Below are 17,558 nucleotides of genomic sequence, written 5' to 3'. Positions count from 1 at the left end.
TTCCGACCTGCACGAATGGCATAATGATGGCCAGGCTGTCTCCACCCGAGACTCAGTGAAATTGAAATCGCCGTGAAGATGCGGTGTACCCGCGGCTAGACGGAAAGACCCCGTGAACCTTTACTATAGCTTGACACTGAACATTGAATTTTGATGTGTAGGATAGGTGGGAGCCTTTGAAGATGACACGCCAGTGTTGTTGGAGGCGTCCTTGAAATACCACCCTTTAACGTTTGATGTTCTAACGAAGTATCCGGAACGGGTACTCGGACAGTGTCTGGTGGGTAGTTTGACTGGGGCGGTCTCCTCCCAAAGCGTAACGGAGGAGCACGAAGGTTTGCTAATCACGGTCGGACATCGTGAGGTTAGTGCAATGGTATAAGCAAGCTTAACTGCGAGACGGACAAGTCGAGCAGGTGCGAAAGCAGGTCATAGTGATCCGGTGGTTCTGAATGGAAGGGCCATCGCTCAACGGATAAAAGGTACTCCGGGGATAACAGGCTGATACCGCCCAAGAGTTCATATCGACGGCGGTGTTTGGCACCTCGATGTCGGCTCATCACATCCTGGGGCTGAAGTAGGTCCCAAGGGTATGGCTGTTCGCCATTTAAAGTGGTACGCGAGCTGGGTTTAGAACGTCGTGAGACAGTTCGGTCCCTATCTGCCGTGGGCGTTGGAGAATTGAGAGGGGCTGCTCCTAGTACGAGAGGACCGGAGTGGACGCATCACTGGTGTGCCAGTTGTCTCGCCAGAGGCACTGCTGGGTAGCTACATGCGGAAGAGATAAGTGCTGAAAGCATCTAAGCACGAAACTTGCCTCAAGATGAGTTCTCCCAGTCTATAAGACTGTAAGGGTTGTTGGAGACTACGACGTAGATAGGTGTGGTGTGTAAGCGTAGTGATACGTTGAGCTAACACATACTAATTGCCCGAGAGGCTTAACTATACAACGCTCAAGTGTTTTTGGGCGTAAAGCGAAGAGAAAAGCTAAAGAGAACTAAATTAAAGAAAGACTAAACGAAAAAATCAGTGACGGCTTGTTTCGAATTTAAACCGAATTTCCCGACGACAATAGTGCGGTTGTCCCACCTGAATCCATCCCGAACTCAGAAGTGAAAAGCCGTTACGTCGATGGTAGTGTGGGGCTTCCCCATGTGAGAGTAGAGCATTGTCGGGTTTTATTACCTTAGCTTATTTTAATTAAGTGAGTTAAGTTAATAAGCACAGAATTTGATTAACAGCCATAGTGCCGTGGCTCTACCTGACTCCATTCCGAACTCAGAAGTAAAACGCGGTAACGCCGATGGTAGTGTGGGGTTTCCCCATGTGAGAGTAGGGCATCGCCGGATTGAATTTAGCGCGAAAGCGAAAACGAAGCAAGAAACCCTGTGGTTGGCGATAACTACGGGGTTTTGGCTTTTTTACAACAGACAATAGTGTTGTTTTATCCTCAGCCTTATTCTCATCCTCAAGCTCAGTCTCAACCTCACTTTTATCTTTATTCAGCTTCTCCTTTCTTTTTTCCTTTTCGCTGATTCAAACAGCCCCAACTAGGGTATTTGTAAAACAACAAGGGAATTTGACCGCTTATAGTTTAAATATATTAAAGAAGATTATGGTAGAGAAATAAGATAGAAAGAAAAACGGCTAGAAGTAAAATTCTAGCCGTTTCTTTTTGTTTATTTGGGAATATTTAGTTGATGATATTTAGAATGCAATATGAGGATAAAATTTTTCGGTTACTTGTATAAAATCGGGGAAAGAAATCGGTTGATAATTTGCTAAAGTTAATCCTCTTGCTTCCAGATCATTAGCTAGCACAAATATATGGCTGATGGATGCAAAAATTTGCGGATATTTAACCGCGAGTAAGACGCCGTCTTGCCATAATACAAGCGCATCATTTTCGGTAATTTGCGCTAATATTTGCTGTAATTCATTTAAGTCATATTGCGCTTTAGATAACGTATAAAGCATAGGGATTCCTTGTTAGAAAGTCAGTATCTTTTCAGATTGTGCAAGAATTGCGAACAATTCGGTTTGAGGAATGATATTGGCGTTAGGTAAAATCCATTCGGCATTACTTAATGCTCTTTGGTTGATTGACTCTTCACAAACAAAATATTCGGTTAAATCATACAGCTCAATTAATTTAAAAGTCGAAATATGATCTTTCTGTAAAATGTTATTCGGTTGTTGTTGAGCCAATAGATTAAATACGCCGTCATTTAAAAAACAAATCGCAATTTCGTCTTCCACACAAAACGCACTGGCTGCAAGTAATGCGTCTAAGCCTTCTCGGCTGGTTGCCGTTCCGAAAGGCGGTTGTGTAAAGACAAAGGCAAGTTTATATTTTTTCATCATTAAAAAGTTAAGAGTCTGTCTGCTTTTAATACTGCTTGGCTAAATTCGCCAAGCCCTGCTAAGATAAAACCGTCAGCAAGGTTACTTTGTTGAATTTTGCTTGTTTGATTATCTACCACGCCCCGTCTTTGTGCGGCGGAAATGCAGAGATGTAAAGGTAAATCATGTAATTTTGCAAGTTCCTGCCATTTTTCAACTAAATTTATTTCATCACTTGCAGAGTTCACCAACGCATTTGCGTTGCTCACGCCGTCCTGAAAGAAAAATACTTGTTTAATATGATGTTCGGATGCAAGTAAGGCTTCTGCAACCTGATAGGCTAAATACGCCCCTTGAGTCCCGTAAACGGGAGATTTGACGGCAAGCACGTAATCCATTATTCGTTATCCTGTTTAATTTGTCGGATATAAAGATAAACGGTGTGACGAGAAATATTAAGACGATCCGCCACTTGGTTGATCGCATCTTTAATATCAAAAATGCCTTTCTCATATAACGATACGACAATATGGCGATTTTTATTGTTATTTGCGACGTTACGATCCGCCATGGTTTCTTCAATCGTATTTTCAATCGTTTGGATAACCAATTCTTCAACGGAACTGGCAAAGTTTACCGAAGTATCTTCATCTTCTTGTAACGGCGCAATAAAAGTACTGAGAAATTGCGATACCTGTACATCCAAATTGATATTGATGCAGATAAACCCGATAACGTGCTGCTTGCTGTTTCGAATGGCAATCGTCACGGATTTCATTAAAACACCGCCTTTTGAACGAGTGAAATAGGGCTTTGACACGCTATCGGTTTTCATTTGATGTAACGATTTTAACGCTTTATCGGTCAGAGGCGACCCGATCTTTCGGTCGGTATTATGGCCGTTCGCAATATAAATAGCTGAATTTTCAAGAAATTCTAAAGAGTGTAAAACGATTTCACAGTGATCACCGATAAGAGCGGCAATTCCGTCCACAATCGGAAAGTAGGAAGCGAGAATAGCATGATCTTCTTCGCTAAAAGTTTGGAATTTTTTCATATTATGTAGGGCTTACGCCGTTAATTTTAGTTATAGCTTAATAAGCCTTCAAAAAAGAAAGCGGTCTAATTTGCAAAAAATTTTACAAATTAGACCGCTTGGATTCAAGGGTTATTTTTTCGCTTCAGCCGCTTTAAAATCTAACAATTCAATCTCAAATTTTAAGGTTGAACTTGCCGGAATTTTGCCTGCTTGACGTTCGCCGTAGCCGAGTTCAGGTGGAACGACGATTTCCATTTTTCCGCCTTTTTTCAGCATTGGAATCGCTTCAATCCAGCCCGGAATTAATTGATTTAATTGGAATTCGATCGGTTCGCCGCGATCATATGAGCTATCGAATACCGTACCATCGATTAATGTCCCTTTATAGTGAACTTTAACGGTATCTTCCGCTTTAGGCGATTCTCCCGTGCCGGCTTTTTCAATTTTATAAAGTAAACCGGAAGCGGTTTTTTTCACGCCGCTTTGTTTTTCGTAGTCGGTACGAAATTTATTACCGGCTTCTACGGTTGCTTTGCTTTTCTCCGCCGCAATTTTGCTTTCTTGGCTTGCAAGATAAGTATCAAGCGATTTTAATTGTTTTTGTAGATCTTCATCGGTTAATTTACCGGTTTTTTTGATGGTATCTTGGACACCCGCCAAGATTTTATCTTGGTTATAAGAAAAAATTTCTTTTTGTGATTCAACAACGCCTTCGATATTTTTACCCATCAATACGCCGACTGCATATGATGAATCGTCAATGAATTTTTGATCCGCTTTTTGTTCCGCTGCAAATGCAGTTTGAGCTGAAACGAACGTACCGGCTACGATTGCAAGAACAGAAAGTTTATTTTTTAACATAGATTTTCCTTATATAAATAAAATAATTTGTTAAAAGAATGGTGGATAGGGTAAAGTGTATTTCTATTTTATACAACCTTTTTATTTCAAATGACTACAGAGAATGACCTATTAAATCGCATTGCGGAATTGGAAACGAAAGTTGCTTTTCAAGAAATTACGATTGAAGAATTAAACCAAGCGTTAATTCATCATCAACTTTCGTTAGATAAATTACAAACGCAAATGCGGCATTTTGCGGAAAAGCTAAAAGGTGCGCAAGCCAGTAATATTGCTTCTCAATCGGAGGAAACTCCGCCACCTCATTATTAGGCTATGAACTTATAGTTTAGTTCGTATTCTAATCACTCATAGTTTTTGTTTAAGGTGATCGACAAGATGTTATGTGAGAAATTGATAAAATGGGTGACATTCATATTTGCATTGGTCATAACGTGTAATGTTGCCGCGACTTTACCGCAAGCGGTCGAAAAAATACCAAAAAATGTAAAAAACGAATCGCTGTTTAAGGATGGTAAAGGCTATTATTCGTATAAAAAACCGATAGATATTGAACTTCCGGACGGGCGCGTACTGATCCAATACTTTTTTAAATATGATTGCAATATTTGTTTGAATGCGGACGATTATTTAAAGCGGTATGCGCGTTTGCACTCGGATCAAGTAATATTGCAACGTTCGCCGGTGTATGACGGAAATGACATTTTTACCGGACAAATGCACGCGACGTTTATGCAGTTTGGTCGGGAGGATTTAAGCGATCTGTACTTATTTGACAGTGTCGGTCGTAAAGAGTCAATGAGTTTGGTTAAAAGCAATGATGCCATTGTACAGTGGCTAACTTCAAAAGGCATTGATGCGCAAGCGTTTAATCGTTTATTTCATTCGGATGAGGTGAAAAATCGGATGAAACAAGCGAAAACGTTATTTAACAAATATAAACCGCCGTACGTACCGATTGCCGTATTGAACGGGAAGTATATTCTATTACAAAATACTTTATACAATGACGACTATACTTACGGCGTATTAGATTTTTTAGTCAATAAACTACAACAAGAACAAAAAGAGGAAACAAAATAATGAGATTAAAAATTGGTATTATCGGCGCAATGGCACAAGAAGTGGAAATTCTGCGTAATTTAATGGTTGAAGCTAAAGTAATAGAAATTGCGGGTTGTAAAATTTATGACGGTAAAATTAATAATACGCAAGTAGCGTTATTACAATCAGGTATCGGCAAAGTTGCGGCGGCGGTGGGTACCGCATTGTTATTGGAATTAACCAAACCGGATATGATTATTAATACCGGTTCGGCCGGAGGCTTGGATGCGAATTTAAATGTCGGCGATATAGTGATTTCTACGGAAGTACGCCACCACGATGCGGATGTAACGGCGTTCGGTTATGATAAAGGGCAATTACCGGCTAATCCCGCCGCCTTTCTGCCGAACGAACAGTTAGTTTCCGTTGCATTAAAAGAAACGCAAACGGCGGGTTTTAATGCGGTGTCCGGTTTAATTTGTAGTGGTGATGTTTTTGTAAACGGAGCGGAGAAAATCGCAATAATTCGCCAAGATTTCCCGAGTGTTGCCGCAGTAGAAATGGAAGCGGCAGCTATTGCACAGGTTTGTCACGCGTTTAACGTACCTTTTGTGGTGGTCAGAGCCATCTCGGATGTAGCGGATAAAGAATCACATCTTTCTTTTGATGAATTTTTACCGTTAGCGGCAAAGAACTCTTCGGAGATCGTGGTCGCAATGTTAAATAACTTCGCTTAATTCTTACGGAGCAAGCGGTTCGATTTAGCTAAAAATTTGCAAAGAATCGCTAAAATATAACCGCTTGTTATCGCTATTTTACAGCAAGTTCTGTACAATATTCACACTTTGCCTACTGATTCTCAGTAGGTCTTTTTTTTATTTGATTACCTAATGATATTTTTGAGAAATTTATGAGTACTACACCTAATATTGGCTTTATTAGTCTTGGCTGTCCGAAGAATTTAGTCGATTCGGAACGTATTCTGACTGAATTACGTACAGACGGTTATAACATCATTCCAAGTTATGAAAATGCGGATTTAGTCATTGTAAATACCTGCGGCTTTATTGATAGTGCGGTGCAGGAGTCGTTAGAAGCGATCGGCGAAGCATTGGAAGAAAACGGTAAAGTGATTGTAACCGGCTGTTTAGGGGCGAAAGAAAACCAAATTCGTGAAGTACATCCGAAAGTTTTGGAGATTACCGGCCCTCACAGTTATGAAGCGGTAATGAAACACGTACATAAATACGTACCGCGTCCGGAAGGTAATATTTATACCAGTCTTGTGCCGGCGCAAGGGGTTAAACTTACTCCTAAACATTACGCCTATTTAAAAATTTCGGAAGGTTGCGACCATCGTTGTACCTTCTGTATTATTCCGTCAATGCGCGGCGATTTAGATAGCCGTCCGATTGTGCAAGTGTTAGATGAAGCAAAACGCCTTGCCGATTCGGGCGTAAAAGAGTTACTCATCGTTTCTCAAGATACTTCCGCTTATGCGCTGGATCAGTCAAAAGAAAATCAAAATAAAACGGTTTTCTGGAACGGTGCGCCGATTAAAAATAATCTTATCACTTTATGTGAGCAGTTAGGCTCGCTAGGTATTTGGGTTCGCCTACATTATGTCTATCCGTATCCGCACGTGGACGACTTAATTCCGCTTATGGCGCAAGGTAAAATTCTGCCGTATTTGGATATTCCGTTACAGCACGCCAGCCCGAAAGTGCTGAAAGCGATGAAACGCCCCGGCGCTATAGATCGTACTTTGGAACGTATAAAAAAATGGCGTGAGATTTGTCCGGAATTAACCTTACGTTCAACCTTTATTGTCGGCTTCCCGGGAGAAACGGAAGAAGATTTCCAAATGTTATTGGATTTCTTGGAAGAAGCCCAGTTAGATCGCGTCGGCTGCTTCAAATTTAGCCCAGTAGAAGGGGCGGTTGCAACCGAAATGGCGGATCAAGTGCCGGAAGACGTGAAAGAAGAACGCTTCCATCGCTTTATGCAAGTTCAACAACGTATTTCCGCTGCCCGTTTACAACAAAAAGTGGGTAAAACGCTTGCAGTCATTATTGATGAAATTGACGAAGAAGGTATTATCGGTCGTTCAATGGCGGATGCGCCGGAAATTGACGGCGTAGTCTATGTCGATAACCTTTCCGAGCAAGAAGTGAAAGTCGGTCAAGTGATTTCGGTAAGCATTACCAACGCAGACGAATATGACCTTTGGGGAACTTGTTAATTGTAAGGATAATGTATGGAAAACGAAAATAAACCGAATGTAGCTAATTTTGAAGCGGCGGTTGCGGCTAAAGATTATGAAAAAGCTTGCTCCGAATTACTTTTAATTTTGGGTCAGTTAGACAGTAACTTTGGTGGTATTCAGGAGATTGAGTTTGAATATCCGGCGCAGCTTCAGGATTTAGAACAAGAAAAAATAGTTTATTTTTGTACGCGTATGGCAACGGCGATTACTACGCTTTTTTCCGATCCGATTTTAGAAATCTCTGATTTAGGCGTTCAGAGATTTCTGGTTTATCAACGTTGGTTAGCGTTAATCTTTGCCAGTTCACCGTTTGTGAATGCGGATCATATATTACAAACATATAACAGAGAGCCGAATCGTAAGAATAGTTTAGAGATTCATTTAGATTCTTCAAAATCGTCATTAATTAAATTCTGTATCCTGTATTTACCGGAATCTAACGTAAATTTGAATCTGGATGTAATGTGGAATATTTCACCTGAATTATGCGCTTCTTTATGTTTTGCTTTGCAATCGCCTCGTTTTATCGGTACATCAACTGCGTTTAATAAACGAGCGACCATTTTGCAATGGTTTCCACGACATTTGGATCAACTTAAAAACCTGAATAATATTCCTAGTGCCATTTCGCATGACGTATATATGCATTGTAGTTATGATACGTCAGTAAATAAACATGATGTGAAAAGGGCGTTAAATCATGTTATTCGTCGCCATATCGAAAGTGAATACGGTTGGAAAGATCGAGATGTCGCTCATATCGGTTACCGTAATAATAAACCGGTTATGGTCGTATTACTGGAACATTTCCATTCGGCCCATTCTATTTACCGTACGCATTCCACATCTATGATTGCGGCACGTGAACATTTCTATTTAATCGGTTTAGGTAGTCCGTCGGTTGATCAAGCGGGTCAAGAGGTTTTTGATGAGTTCCACTTGGTTGCCGGCGATAATATGAAGCAGAAGTTAGAATTTATCCGCTCAGTTTGTGAGAGCAACGGTGCCGCAATATTTTATATGCCGAGTATCGGTATGGATATGACGACGATTTTCGCAAGTAATACGCGCCTTACTCCGATACAAGCGATCGCATTGGGGCATCCGGCAACAACACATTCGGACTTCATTGAATATGTGATTGTGGAAGACGATTATGTCGGCTCGGAAGAGTGCTTTAGCGAAACGTTATTACGTTTACCAAAAGATGCGCTGCCTTACGTCCCGTCAGCATTAGCGCCTGAAAAAGTGGACTATTTATTACGTGAAAATCCGGAAGTGGTAAATATCGGTATAGCTTCAACCACGATGAAGCTAAATCCGTATTTCTTAGAAGCGTTAAAAGCGATTCGTGATCGTGCCAAAGTGAAAGTGCATTTCCATTTTGCATTGGGGCAATCAAACGGTATTACTCACCCGTATGTAGAACGCTTTATTAAATCTTATTTAGGTGATTCGGCCACTGCACACCCTCATTCTCCTTATCATCAATATCTCCGTATTTTGCATAATTGCGATATGATGGTAAACCCGTTCCCATTCGGGAATACGAACGGAATTATCGATATGGTCACTTTAGGCTTAGTTGGTGTGTGTAAGACAGGAGCCGAAGTTCACGAGCATATTGATGAAGGGCTGTTTAAACGTTTAGGCTTACCCGAGTGGCTGATAGCAAATACGGTAGATGAATATGTTGAACGGGCGGTTCGCTTGGCGGAAAATCATCAGGAGCGTTTAGAGTTGCGTCGATATATTATTGAAAATAACGGATTGAACACATTGTTTACCGGGGATCCTAGACCGATGGGACAAGTATTTTTAGAAAAATTAAATGCGTTCCTAAAAGAAAATTAACTCATAATAATAAATTTTTTATATTTTAGAGGCTCTTAAGGTTATGTTATGGAAAATAATATAGATTTAAACGTTTGCTTCTGTTTTGTTAATAGACCTTGCACCGGCGGCGATTTTGTCAATCTGGATCATGTTAGAACATTAAGAAAGTTAGGCATTAACGCCAGTATTTTATTGGCGGGAAACCAATCCGAGGAAATTGTAAATAGCTTCGGTTCTCTTCCGGTCGTAATTCTTAATGAGGAAATTGAATTTTCTTCGCAAGATATTTTCATTGTGCCGGAAGTAATGCAAGTCCTTTACGATCTAGCGAGTAAAATGACTGTGTTTCCAAGAATGATTATGCATAATCAAAATCCGTTTTATACCGGATATGGGTTTCTTTCCGCTCAACATATTAATGAGCATCGTTTGGAACGGATTATTGTACCTAGTAGCTATACGAAGTATAAGTTACAAGAAATCGGCGTAACAAAACCAATCGATATTATTCATCCTTATATCCCCGATTATTTTAAACCTGCGGAAAAGCAACGAGAAGTCATTCAAATTGCATTTTCGAGGCGTAAACGTTCGGCGGAATTTGATATTTTCAAGTTTTATTTCTTATCGCTTTATTCCCATAAACACAGTGTAAATTTTGTTAATATTCAAGGCTTAACTCGAGAAGAAGTGGCTAAAGTGATGTCTGAAGCCGCTATTTTTATCTCGTTTGCGGAACGAGAATCTTTAGGGTTAATGGCATTGGAGGCAATGGCTTCGGGATGTCATGTAATCGGCTTTTCCGGATATACCGATATATATAACAATGAAGTTATTGATGATTCGGTAGGCGATTGGATAGGTGAAGGCGAATATACGTTGTTTGCTCAAAAAGTTTGCCAAGCGATCGACGATTTCGTAAATGAAAAAATGAATCCAAAAATTGAAAACGGTTTACGTTTAATCGAGCAACGTTTTCGTATCCGTCATTTTGAGCAAGAGATGAAACGGGTATATGGCAATATATTCGATTATGATCTTGAGAATAGTCGGAGTTAAATAATTAATGAACTTTTATCGTCTTATAACGTCTGAGTGCACATAAATTACCTTGTGTAATTTATCGTTTAGGAAAATTAATTTATGAGGATTTCTCAATGAAACTAGTATTCAAATTAACCGCTATTTTATCTCTTGCTTTATCTCTAAGTGCTTGTCATTCATTAAACAAAACTCAACGAAATACGGCTATCGGTGCAGCGGTAGGCGGTGTTGCAGGGCATATGATTGGCGAATCTACCGGCGCAACGCTTGGCGGAGCGGCGCTTGGCGGCTTAATCGGTAGCCAAGTTAAATAATTTTGATACGAAGCCACTTAGTTAAGTGGCTTTTCTTTTTATTAAATTTATTGCATAAATAAATTAGACTAAATATAATAAAAAAGTTTTGAAACGAAATTTTTTGAGTTTGGTGCGAAACTTTTTGCGGAAATAGAATGTCAAAGAGAAACACACAACAACGCCGCCATTTAATCGTAAAGATGGTTCAAGAGGAAGGTGAAGTTAGCGTAGATACGTTAGCTCATTTTTTTGAAACCTCGGAAGTCACTATTCGTAAGGATTTAACCGCTTTAGAAGAAAGCGGTTTCTTATTGCGTCGTTATGGCGGAGCGGTAAAAATTCCGTCGGAAATGATAGATGATTCGAACGAGAAACTTTCGAAACAAAAGTTAGCGATTGCTAATGAGGCGGTAAAACAAATTCGTGATCATAATCGAATTATTATCGATAGCGGCAGTACGACGGGGGCAATGGTCAAAATGCTTTACCAAACCGGTTTAGTGGTGATGACCAATTCTCTGTCTTTAGCGACCGAGCTGACTTTATTAGACAATGAACCTACCGTATTGATGACCGGTGGTACTTGGGATAGCCGTTCCGATTCGTTTCAAGGAAAAGTCGCCGAGCAAGTGTTATGCTCGTACGATTTTGACCAATTGTTTATCGGGGCGGATAGTTTGGATTTAGAACGGGGAACGACGACTTTTAATGAGTTGGTCGGCTTAAGCCAAGTGATGGCGAAAGTTTCTCGTGAAGTGATTGTATTGATCGAATCACAAAAATTCGGAAGAAAAATGCCGAATTTAGAGTTGGAATGGGCTGCAATCCATAAATTAATTACGGACTCGGAAATTACCGAAGAAGTAAAAGCGGCGATTGAAAAGCATGGCGTTCAAGTCATTATTGCCCAATAGTAAAACATAATGAGTATGCAAAACAGGGTAAATTTTTCTGAAAAAATAACCGCTTGTCACGCATTCTTATACTCAATCAGTTATAACGGTTTTTAATTTAATCTTAATATAGGAACAAAAAATATGTGCGGAATTGTAGGTGCAGTAGCGCAACGTGATGTAGCAAAAATCTTAGTGGACGGTTTACATCGTTTGGAATATCGTGGTTATGACTCTGCCGGTGTTGCGGTGTTAAATAACGAACACGATATGCAAATCGTACGTCGTGTCGGTAAAGTAAAAGAACTTGACGACGCTTTAGCGGTAAAACCGCTTTTAGGCGGTACAGGTATTGCACATACGCGTTGGGCGACTCACGGTGAGCCTTCGGAAACCAATGCTCACCCGCATCGCAGCGGTAAAATCGCTGTGGTACATAACGGTATTATTGAAAACTATGAAGAATTAAAAGTCGTACTTCAAGAACGCGGTTATGTATTCCAATCGCAAACGGATACCGAAGTGATTGCTCACTTGGTTGAATGGGAATTACGCTCGGCTAAATCTTTATTAGAAGCGGTACAAAAAACCGTGGTTCAGCTTCGTGGTGCATACGGTACGGTAGTAATGAATCAAGATGAACCGGAGCATTTAATCGTTGCTCGTTCAGGTTCTCCGTTAGTGATCGGTTACGGTATCGGTGAGAACTTCTTAGCGTCAGACCCGTTAGCATTGTTAAGCGTAACACGCCGTTTCGCTTACCTTGAAGAAGGCGATGTAGCGGAAATTACCCGTGAAACCGTTGATATTTATACGCGTGACGGTCAAAAAGTCGAACGTGAAATTCACGAAGGTAATTTTGAAGCGGATGCGGCGGACAAAGGTCAATACCGTCACTATATGCAAAAAGAAATTTTCGAACAACCGGTTGCGATTATTAATACCTTAGACGGTCGTATCGAAAACGGTAAAGTGAAAATTGATGCGATTGGTCCGAATGCGGCGGAAATTTTAGCGAAAGTAGAACATGTTCAAATTGTTGCTTGCGGTACTTCTTATAATGCGGGTATGGTTGCTCGCTACTGGTTCGAAGCAATCGCAGGTGTGAGCTGTGACGTTGAAATCGCATCTGAATTACGTTATCGTAAATTCGTAACTCGCCCGAATAGCTTATTATTAACCCTTTCACAATCAGGTGAAACGGCGGATACCTTAGCGGCATTACGCTTAGCGAAAGAATCTGGTTATATGTCTGCAATGACGATTTGTAATGTGGCAAGTTCTTCACTTGTACGTGAGTCTGATTTTGCCTTTATGACCAAAGCTGGCGTAGAAATCGGTGTGGCATCTACAAAAGCATTTACAACGCAATTAACTTGTATGTTGTTGTTAAATGTGGCGATCGGTCGCTTAAAAGGCACGGTATCCGAAGAGCAAGAACATCACATTATTCAATCGTTACAACGCTTACCGGCACAGATCGAAAGTGCGTTAGTGTTCGATAAACAAATCGAAAAATTATCGGAAGATTTTGCGGATAAACACCATACTTTATTCTTAGGTCGCGGCGAATACTATCCGATTGCAATGGAATCCGCATTGAAATTAAAAGAAATTTCATACATTCACGCGGAAGCCTATGCGGCGGGCGAATTAAAACACGGTCCGTTAGCGTTAATCGATAGCGAAATGCCGGTTGTAGTCGTTGCACCGGAAAACGATTTACTTGAAAAAGTGAAATCAAATATTGAAGAAGTACGTGCGCGCGGTGGTCAGTTATACGTATTTGCGGATCATGATGCCGGTTTTGCCGAAGCGGAAGGTTTTAAAACGATTTTAATGCCTAAAGTTGATGAAGTAACCGCACCGATTTTCTATACCGTGCCGTTACAATTACTTTCATATCACATCGCTTTAATTAAAGGTACCGATGTGGATCAGCCTCGTAACTTAGCGAAAGCGGTAACCGTAGAGTAATCATTTCTTTCATATCTAAAGCCTCCGAGAATTCGGAGGCTTTTTTGTTTATGGCTTTTGCTAAAAAATACAGAAATTTAACCGCTTGCGGAGAAAATGTGATCTATATCACAATTTTTAGATAGTTGTTTTTATAAATGTGATATATGTCACAATTATAAAATTTTAACTAAAAAATTAATGTGATCGTCTTCACATTTTTTAAATAAATATTTTTGAGACTTTGCTTTCCGGTGCTAATTTATGCGCCAGATTATTCAATCTTATTTATTTAATTCACACACTGTTGTTCTAGGAGCAGTTATGTCTAATTTAAAAGTGAAAGTCCAAAGTTTTGGGCGTTTCTTATCAAATATGGTGATGCCGAATATCGGAGCATTCATCGCTTGGGGTTTTATTACCGCATTATTTATTCCGACCGGTTGGTTACCGAACGAAAGCTTTGCAAAACTTGTCGGCCCGATGATCAGCTATCTATTACCGCTTTTAATCGGTTATAGCGGCGGTCGTTTAGCCGGCGGCGAACGTGGTGCGGTGGTCGGTGCGATTACCACTATGGGTATCATTGTCGGTTCTGAAATTCCGATGTTCTTGGGTGCGATGATTGTCGGTCCTCTTGGCGGTTGGGCAATCAAAACATTCGATAAAGCAATCGAAGGTAAAGTGAAAAGCGGCTTTGAGATGTTAGTGAACAACTTCTCTGCCGGTATTATCGGTATGTTATTAGCGTTACTGTCATTCAGCGTGATCGGTGGTGTGGTAACTTCAATTTCAGATTTATTAGCGGCGGGCGTTAAAGCGTTGGTTGATGCAAATCTTTTAGCTTTAACTTCAATCATTGTTGAACCGGCGAAAATATTATTCTTAAACAATGCGATTAACCACGGTATCTTCTCACCGCTTGGTATTCAAGAATCTTCGGAGTTAGGTAAATCTATCTTCTTCTTAATTGAAGCGAATCCGGGTCCGGGTTTAGGGATTTTGATTGCTTATATGTTATTCGGTAAAGGTTCTGCGAAAAATACCGCAAGTTCCGCATCAATCATTCACTTCTTCGGCGGTATTCACGAAATTTACTTCCCGTATGTATTAATGAATCCTCGTTTAATCCTTGCGGTAATCGCAGGCGGTGCGACAGGCGTATTAACCAATACATTATTAGGCGGCGGTTTAGTTTCTCCGGCTTCTCCGGGTTCAATCATTGCGGTATTGGCAATGACACCGGCAGGTGCGCATTTAGCGGTAGTCGCTTCAGTGATTCTTTCTTGTGCGGTAACTTTTGTCATTGCTTCTGTGTTACTTAAAATGCAAAAAGATGACGGTTCTGAAGAAGATGCGTTAGAAAGTGCGCAAGCGGAAATGGCGGCGATGAAAGCACAAAGCAAAGGCGGTGTAGCTTCGGTAGCAGGCGATTTTAGTAATATACGTAAAATCTATGTATCTTGTGATGCCGGTATGGGCTCAAGTGCAATGGGTGCAAGTATGTTACGTAAAAAAGTACAAGCGGCAGGTTTGAATATTGAAGTGCAAAATATTGCGATCAACGATTTACCGCAAGATTCTCAATTAGTGGTAACACATAAAGACTTAACCGCTCGTGCGCAAAAACAAGTACCGAGCGCACAACATTTGTCCTTAAATAACTTCTTAGACGGCGCATTCTATGACAGTCTAGTAGCAAAACTTAATACCAATACCGCTCCGGTGGAAAAAACGACACAAGTAGAAACTGCTCCGCAAGCGGAAACGGCAAGTACCGGTTTAAACGTTACCGAAGCACAAATTTTCTTAAATTTAACCGCTCGTACCAAAGAAGAAGCGATTCAATTTGCCGGCGAGCAATTAGTTAAATTAGGCTTTGCGGAAGAGGATTATATCCCTGCGATGTTTGAGCGTGAGCAACAAGTTTCCACTTACTTAGGCGAAGGGATTGCGGTTCCGCACGGTACGATTGCGGCAAAAGATAAAGTATTAAAAACCGGTATCGTGTTCTGCCAATATCGTGAGGGTGTTCGCTTTACGGATGAAGAAGACGGTGTGGCGAAATTAGTGATCGGTATTGCGGCACGCAATAATGAGCATATCCAAGTGGTAAGTGCGATCACTAATGCGTTAGATGATGAGAAAACGATGGAAATTCTCACATTAACCGATGATCCGCAAAAAGTATTACGCTTATTAAAAGGCGAATAATTTAACTTCCCCCACGAAAGTGGGGGATTTTCGCTTGCAGGCGGTCAAATTTTTCAAATATTTTACAAATTAAAGAGGAACATAGAATGAACGCATTACATTTTGGTGCAGGTAATATCGGTCGTGGCTTTATCGGTAAATTATTGGCGGACTCGGGTGTTTTCGTCACCTTTGCCGACATCAATCAAACGCAGATTGATCAAATTAACCAAAATAAACAATACGGCGTAAAAATCGTAGGCGATGCGAGCCGTGTCGAAGTGGTGAAAAATATTGCGGCGATCAACTCAAAAGATGAAGAGGCAGTAATCGAACAAGTGAAAAGCGTTGAACTGATTACTACGGCGGTTGGTCCGAATGTATTAGGTTTTATTGCGCCGTTGTTTGCCAAAGCGTTAGCAGCTCGTTTAGAAGCGGGTAACACCCAGCCGTTAAATATTATTGCTTGTGAGAATATGGTGCGTGGTACAAGCTTCTTTAAAGCAAAAATCTTTGAAAATTTAACCGCTTCTCAACAAGCGGAAATTGAAAAGTTTGTCGGTTTTGTCGATTCTGCGGTAGATAGAATCGTACCGCCAGCGGAATTAAACGAAGCGGATCCGTTAGAAGTAACGGTGGAAGAGTTTAGCGAATGGATTGTAGATAAAACCCAATTCAAAGGTCAAATTCCGGATATTAAAGGTATGGAATTAACCGATAATTTAATGGCATTTGTTGAGCGTAAATTATTTACGTTAAATACCGGTCATTTAATTTCTGCTTATTTAGGTAAACAAGCCGGCGTGAAATGGATTAAAGAAGCGATCGCTATCGACAGCGTGAAAGCGGCGGTAAAAGCGACCATGGAAGAAAGCGGTGCGGTATTAATTAAACGTTATAATTTTGACCCGCAAGCGCACGCCGCTTATATCGAAAAAATCTTAAAACGTTTTGCGAACCCGTACTTAAACGATGATGTAAACCGTGTCGGTCGTGAGCCGATTCGTAAACTTAGCCCGAACGATCGTTTAATTAAACCGCTTTTAGGCACGTTGGAATACGGTTTACCGCATAAAAACCTCGTCAATGGCGTGGTAATGGCTCTACAATATCGTAATGAAGAAGACCCGCAAGCGGTCGAATTAGCACAATTTATTGCAGATAACGGAGTAGCTGCGGCAGTTGAGAAATATACCGGTTTAACAAACCAAGAGGTGATTGATCAAGTTGTTGCGTTATATAACTAATGCCATATTCAGATAATTTTATCGAACAATTAAGCGAAGTTCCCTCTTTACGAGGGTTCTTTGCACTTTCAGTGAATCAGTTTGCGCAAAATATTGAACGGCTTATTCAAAGAGTATTTCGTAAAACCGACTTTGCTTTAAAGTCGGTGGTCGATTCCTTGTTTGAACATCAAGGACCGCTTGCGGAATTGACTGTTCGTCTAAAGTTATTATTGGGTTTGGGGGTGATTTCCGCCGCCGTTTTTGAAGATATTTCGCTTTTTATCGAAGTGAAACAGCAATTAAGCGATGAGGTGGAGGAATTACCGTTTTCCCATCCGGCAATCGTACAATTCGCCAAAGATCTTCATCACATTGATCTCAGCCCGGTTGCGGATCTGTTGAAATTTGCTTCGTCGGTAGAAAATAAAGATTCAATGTTATATCAAATGCAACAAATTCGTTTGGAACGTGTGATGCGATCCAGTTTGATTCTTGCCATTACTGAAATTAACGAGAAGTTAAATGTAGAAAGCCCTTTATAAAGGGCTTTTTTTATAA

General features: G+C 40.6%; 17 protein-coding genes and 3 rRNA genes (1 of these 20 cut by a window edge). 15 read left to right on the top strand and 5 right to left on the bottom strand.

Features of this window, described 5'->3' with window-relative positions:
* The 3 genes from DY200_RS08545 to rrf (DY200_RS08535) form a co-directional block, all read left to right on the top strand.
* Positions 1–946, top strand: a 23S ribosomal RNA gene (locus tag DY200_RS08545); it begins 1,956 nt to the left of the window's first position.
* A gap of 115 nt (positions 947–1,061) precedes the next feature.
* Positions 1,062–1,177, top strand: a 5S ribosomal RNA gene (rrf, locus tag DY200_RS08540).
* A gap of 56 nt (positions 1,178–1,233) precedes the next feature.
* Positions 1,234–1,349, top strand: a 5S ribosomal RNA gene (gene rrf, locus DY200_RS08535).
* Between the two features lie 358 nt (positions 1,350–1,707).
* On the opposite strand, the gene tusB is transcribed toward rrf (DY200_RS08535), so the two are convergent.
* The 5 genes from tusB to fkpA all read right to left on the bottom strand — a co-directional run bounded on the left by tusB (position 1,708) and on the right by fkpA (position 4,243).
* Positions 1,708–1,977: a sulfurtransferase complex subunit TusB gene (tusB, locus tag DY200_RS08530; RefSeq protein ID WP_115587687.1), complete on the bottom strand. Its 270-nt coding sequence runs from the start codon at positions 1,975–1,977 to the stop codon at positions 1,708–1,710.
* 12 nt (positions 1,978–1,989) lie between these two features.
* On the bottom strand, positions 1,990–2,364 hold the full coding sequence (gene tusC, locus DY200_RS08525) for a sulfurtransferase complex subunit TusC (RefSeq protein ID WP_115587686.1): 375 nt from the start codon (positions 2,362–2,364) through the stop codon (positions 1,990–1,992).
* The gene (gene tusD / locus DY200_RS08520; protein ID WP_115587685.1) at positions 2,364–2,741 is read right to left on the bottom strand and encodes a sulfurtransferase complex subunit TusD; all 378 of its coding nucleotides are present in this window, start codon (positions 2,739–2,741) and stop codon (positions 2,364–2,366) included. Before tusD ends, tusC begins: the two co-directional genes overlap by 1 nt.
* Positions 2,741–3,400: a helix-turn-helix transcriptional regulator gene (locus DY200_RS08515; RefSeq protein ID WP_115587684.1), complete on the bottom strand. Its 660-nt coding sequence runs from the start codon at positions 3,398–3,400 to the stop codon at positions 2,741–2,743. Before DY200_RS08515 ends, tusD begins: the two co-directional genes overlap by 1 nt.
* Positions 3,401–3,511: 111 nt before the next feature.
* Positions 3,512–4,243 (bottom strand): FKBP-type peptidyl-prolyl cis-trans isomerase, encoded by a 732-nt coding sequence (gene fkpA, locus DY200_RS08510; RefSeq protein ID WP_115587683.1) that lies wholly within the window; start codon positions 4,241–4,243, stop codon positions 3,512–3,514.
* 90 nt (positions 4,244–4,333) lie between these two features.
* On the opposite strand from fkpA, the gene DY200_RS08505 reads away from it, so the two are divergent.
* The 12 genes from DY200_RS08505 to DY200_RS08450 all read left to right on the top strand — a co-directional run bounded on the left by DY200_RS08505 (position 4,334) and on the right by DY200_RS08450 (position 17,542).
* Positions 4,334–4,555 carry a SlyX family protein gene (locus tag DY200_RS08505; RefSeq protein ID WP_115587682.1) on the top strand — a complete coding sequence of 74 codons (222 nt, stop codon included), beginning with the start codon at positions 4,334–4,336 and terminating at the stop codon, positions 4,553–4,555.
* A 66-nt stretch (positions 4,556–4,621) separates the two neighbouring features.
* Positions 4,622–5,326 (top strand): thiol:disulfide interchange protein DsbA/DsbL, encoded by a 705-nt coding sequence (locus tag DY200_RS08500; protein WP_115587681.1) that lies wholly within the window; start codon positions 4,622–4,624, stop codon positions 5,324–5,326.
* Positions 5,326–6,024 carry a 5'-methylthioadenosine/S-adenosylhomocysteine nucleosidase gene (gene mtnN, locus DY200_RS08495; RefSeq protein ID WP_115587680.1) on the top strand — a complete coding sequence of 233 codons (699 nt, stop codon included), beginning with the start codon at positions 5,326–5,328 and terminating at the stop codon, positions 6,022–6,024. Before DY200_RS08500 ends, mtnN begins: the two co-directional genes overlap by 1 nt.
* Before the next feature lie 173 nt (positions 6,025–6,197).
* Entirely contained in the window at positions 6,198–7,529 is a 1,332-nt protein-coding gene (rimO, locus tag DY200_RS08490; RefSeq protein ID WP_115587679.1) for a 30S ribosomal protein S12 methylthiotransferase RimO, read from the top strand.
* A 15-nt stretch (positions 7,530–7,544) separates the two neighbouring features.
* A complete protein-coding gene (locus DY200_RS08485; protein WP_115587678.1) occupies positions 7,545–9,407 on the top strand; it encodes a UDP-glucose:protein N-beta-glucosyltransferase in 1,863 nt (620 codons plus the stop codon).
* 48 nt (positions 9,408–9,455) lie between these two features.
* Positions 9,456–10,448 (top strand): alpha-1,6-glucosyltransferase, encoded by a 993-nt coding sequence (locus DY200_RS08480; RefSeq protein ID WP_115587677.1) that lies wholly within the window; start codon positions 9,456–9,458, stop codon positions 10,446–10,448.
* A 98-nt stretch (positions 10,449–10,546) separates the two neighbouring features.
* Positions 10,547–10,747, top strand: a complete 201-nt coding sequence (locus DY200_RS08475) for a YMGG-like glycine zipper-containing protein (protein ID WP_115587676.1) — start codon at positions 10,547–10,549, stop codon at positions 10,745–10,747.
* Positions 10,748–10,884: 137 nt separating this feature from the next.
* Positions 10,885–11,643: a DeoR/GlpR family DNA-binding transcription regulator gene (locus DY200_RS08470; protein WP_012478566.1), complete on the top strand. Its 759-nt coding sequence runs from the start codon at positions 10,885–10,887 to the stop codon at positions 11,641–11,643.
* A gap of 123 nt (positions 11,644–11,766) precedes the next feature.
* Positions 11,767–13,599, top strand: coding sequence for a glutamine--fructose-6-phosphate transaminase (isomerizing) (gene glmS, locus DY200_RS08465; protein WP_115587675.1), 1,833 nt, complete (start codon positions 11,767–11,769; stop codon positions 13,597–13,599).
* 303 nt (positions 13,600–13,902) lie between these two features.
* Positions 13,903–15,792, top strand: coding sequence for a PTS mannitol transporter subunit IICBA (locus DY200_RS08460; RefSeq protein WP_115587674.1), 1,890 nt, complete (start codon positions 13,903–13,905; stop codon positions 15,790–15,792).
* An 86-nt stretch (positions 15,793–15,878) separates the two neighbouring features.
* Positions 15,879–17,018, top strand: a complete 1,140-nt coding sequence (locus tag DY200_RS08455) for a mannitol-1-phosphate 5-dehydrogenase (protein ID WP_005599024.1) — start codon at positions 15,879–15,881, stop codon at positions 17,016–17,018.
* On the top strand, positions 17,018–17,542 hold the full coding sequence (locus DY200_RS08450; RefSeq protein WP_005599023.1) for an MltR family transcriptional regulator: 525 nt from the start codon (positions 17,018–17,020) through the stop codon (positions 17,540–17,542). Before DY200_RS08455 ends, DY200_RS08450 begins: the two co-directional genes overlap by 1 nt.
* Positions 17,543–17,558: the final 16 nt, after the last annotated feature.

The sequence above is a fragment of the Actinobacillus lignieresii genome, from assembly GCF_900444945.1.
Lineage (GTDB): Bacteria > Pseudomonadota > Gammaproteobacteria > Enterobacterales > Pasteurellaceae > Actinobacillus > Actinobacillus lignieresii.
Note: the sequence above shows the minus strand (reverse complement) of the source record. Positions and strands in the feature narration are given on the sequence as shown.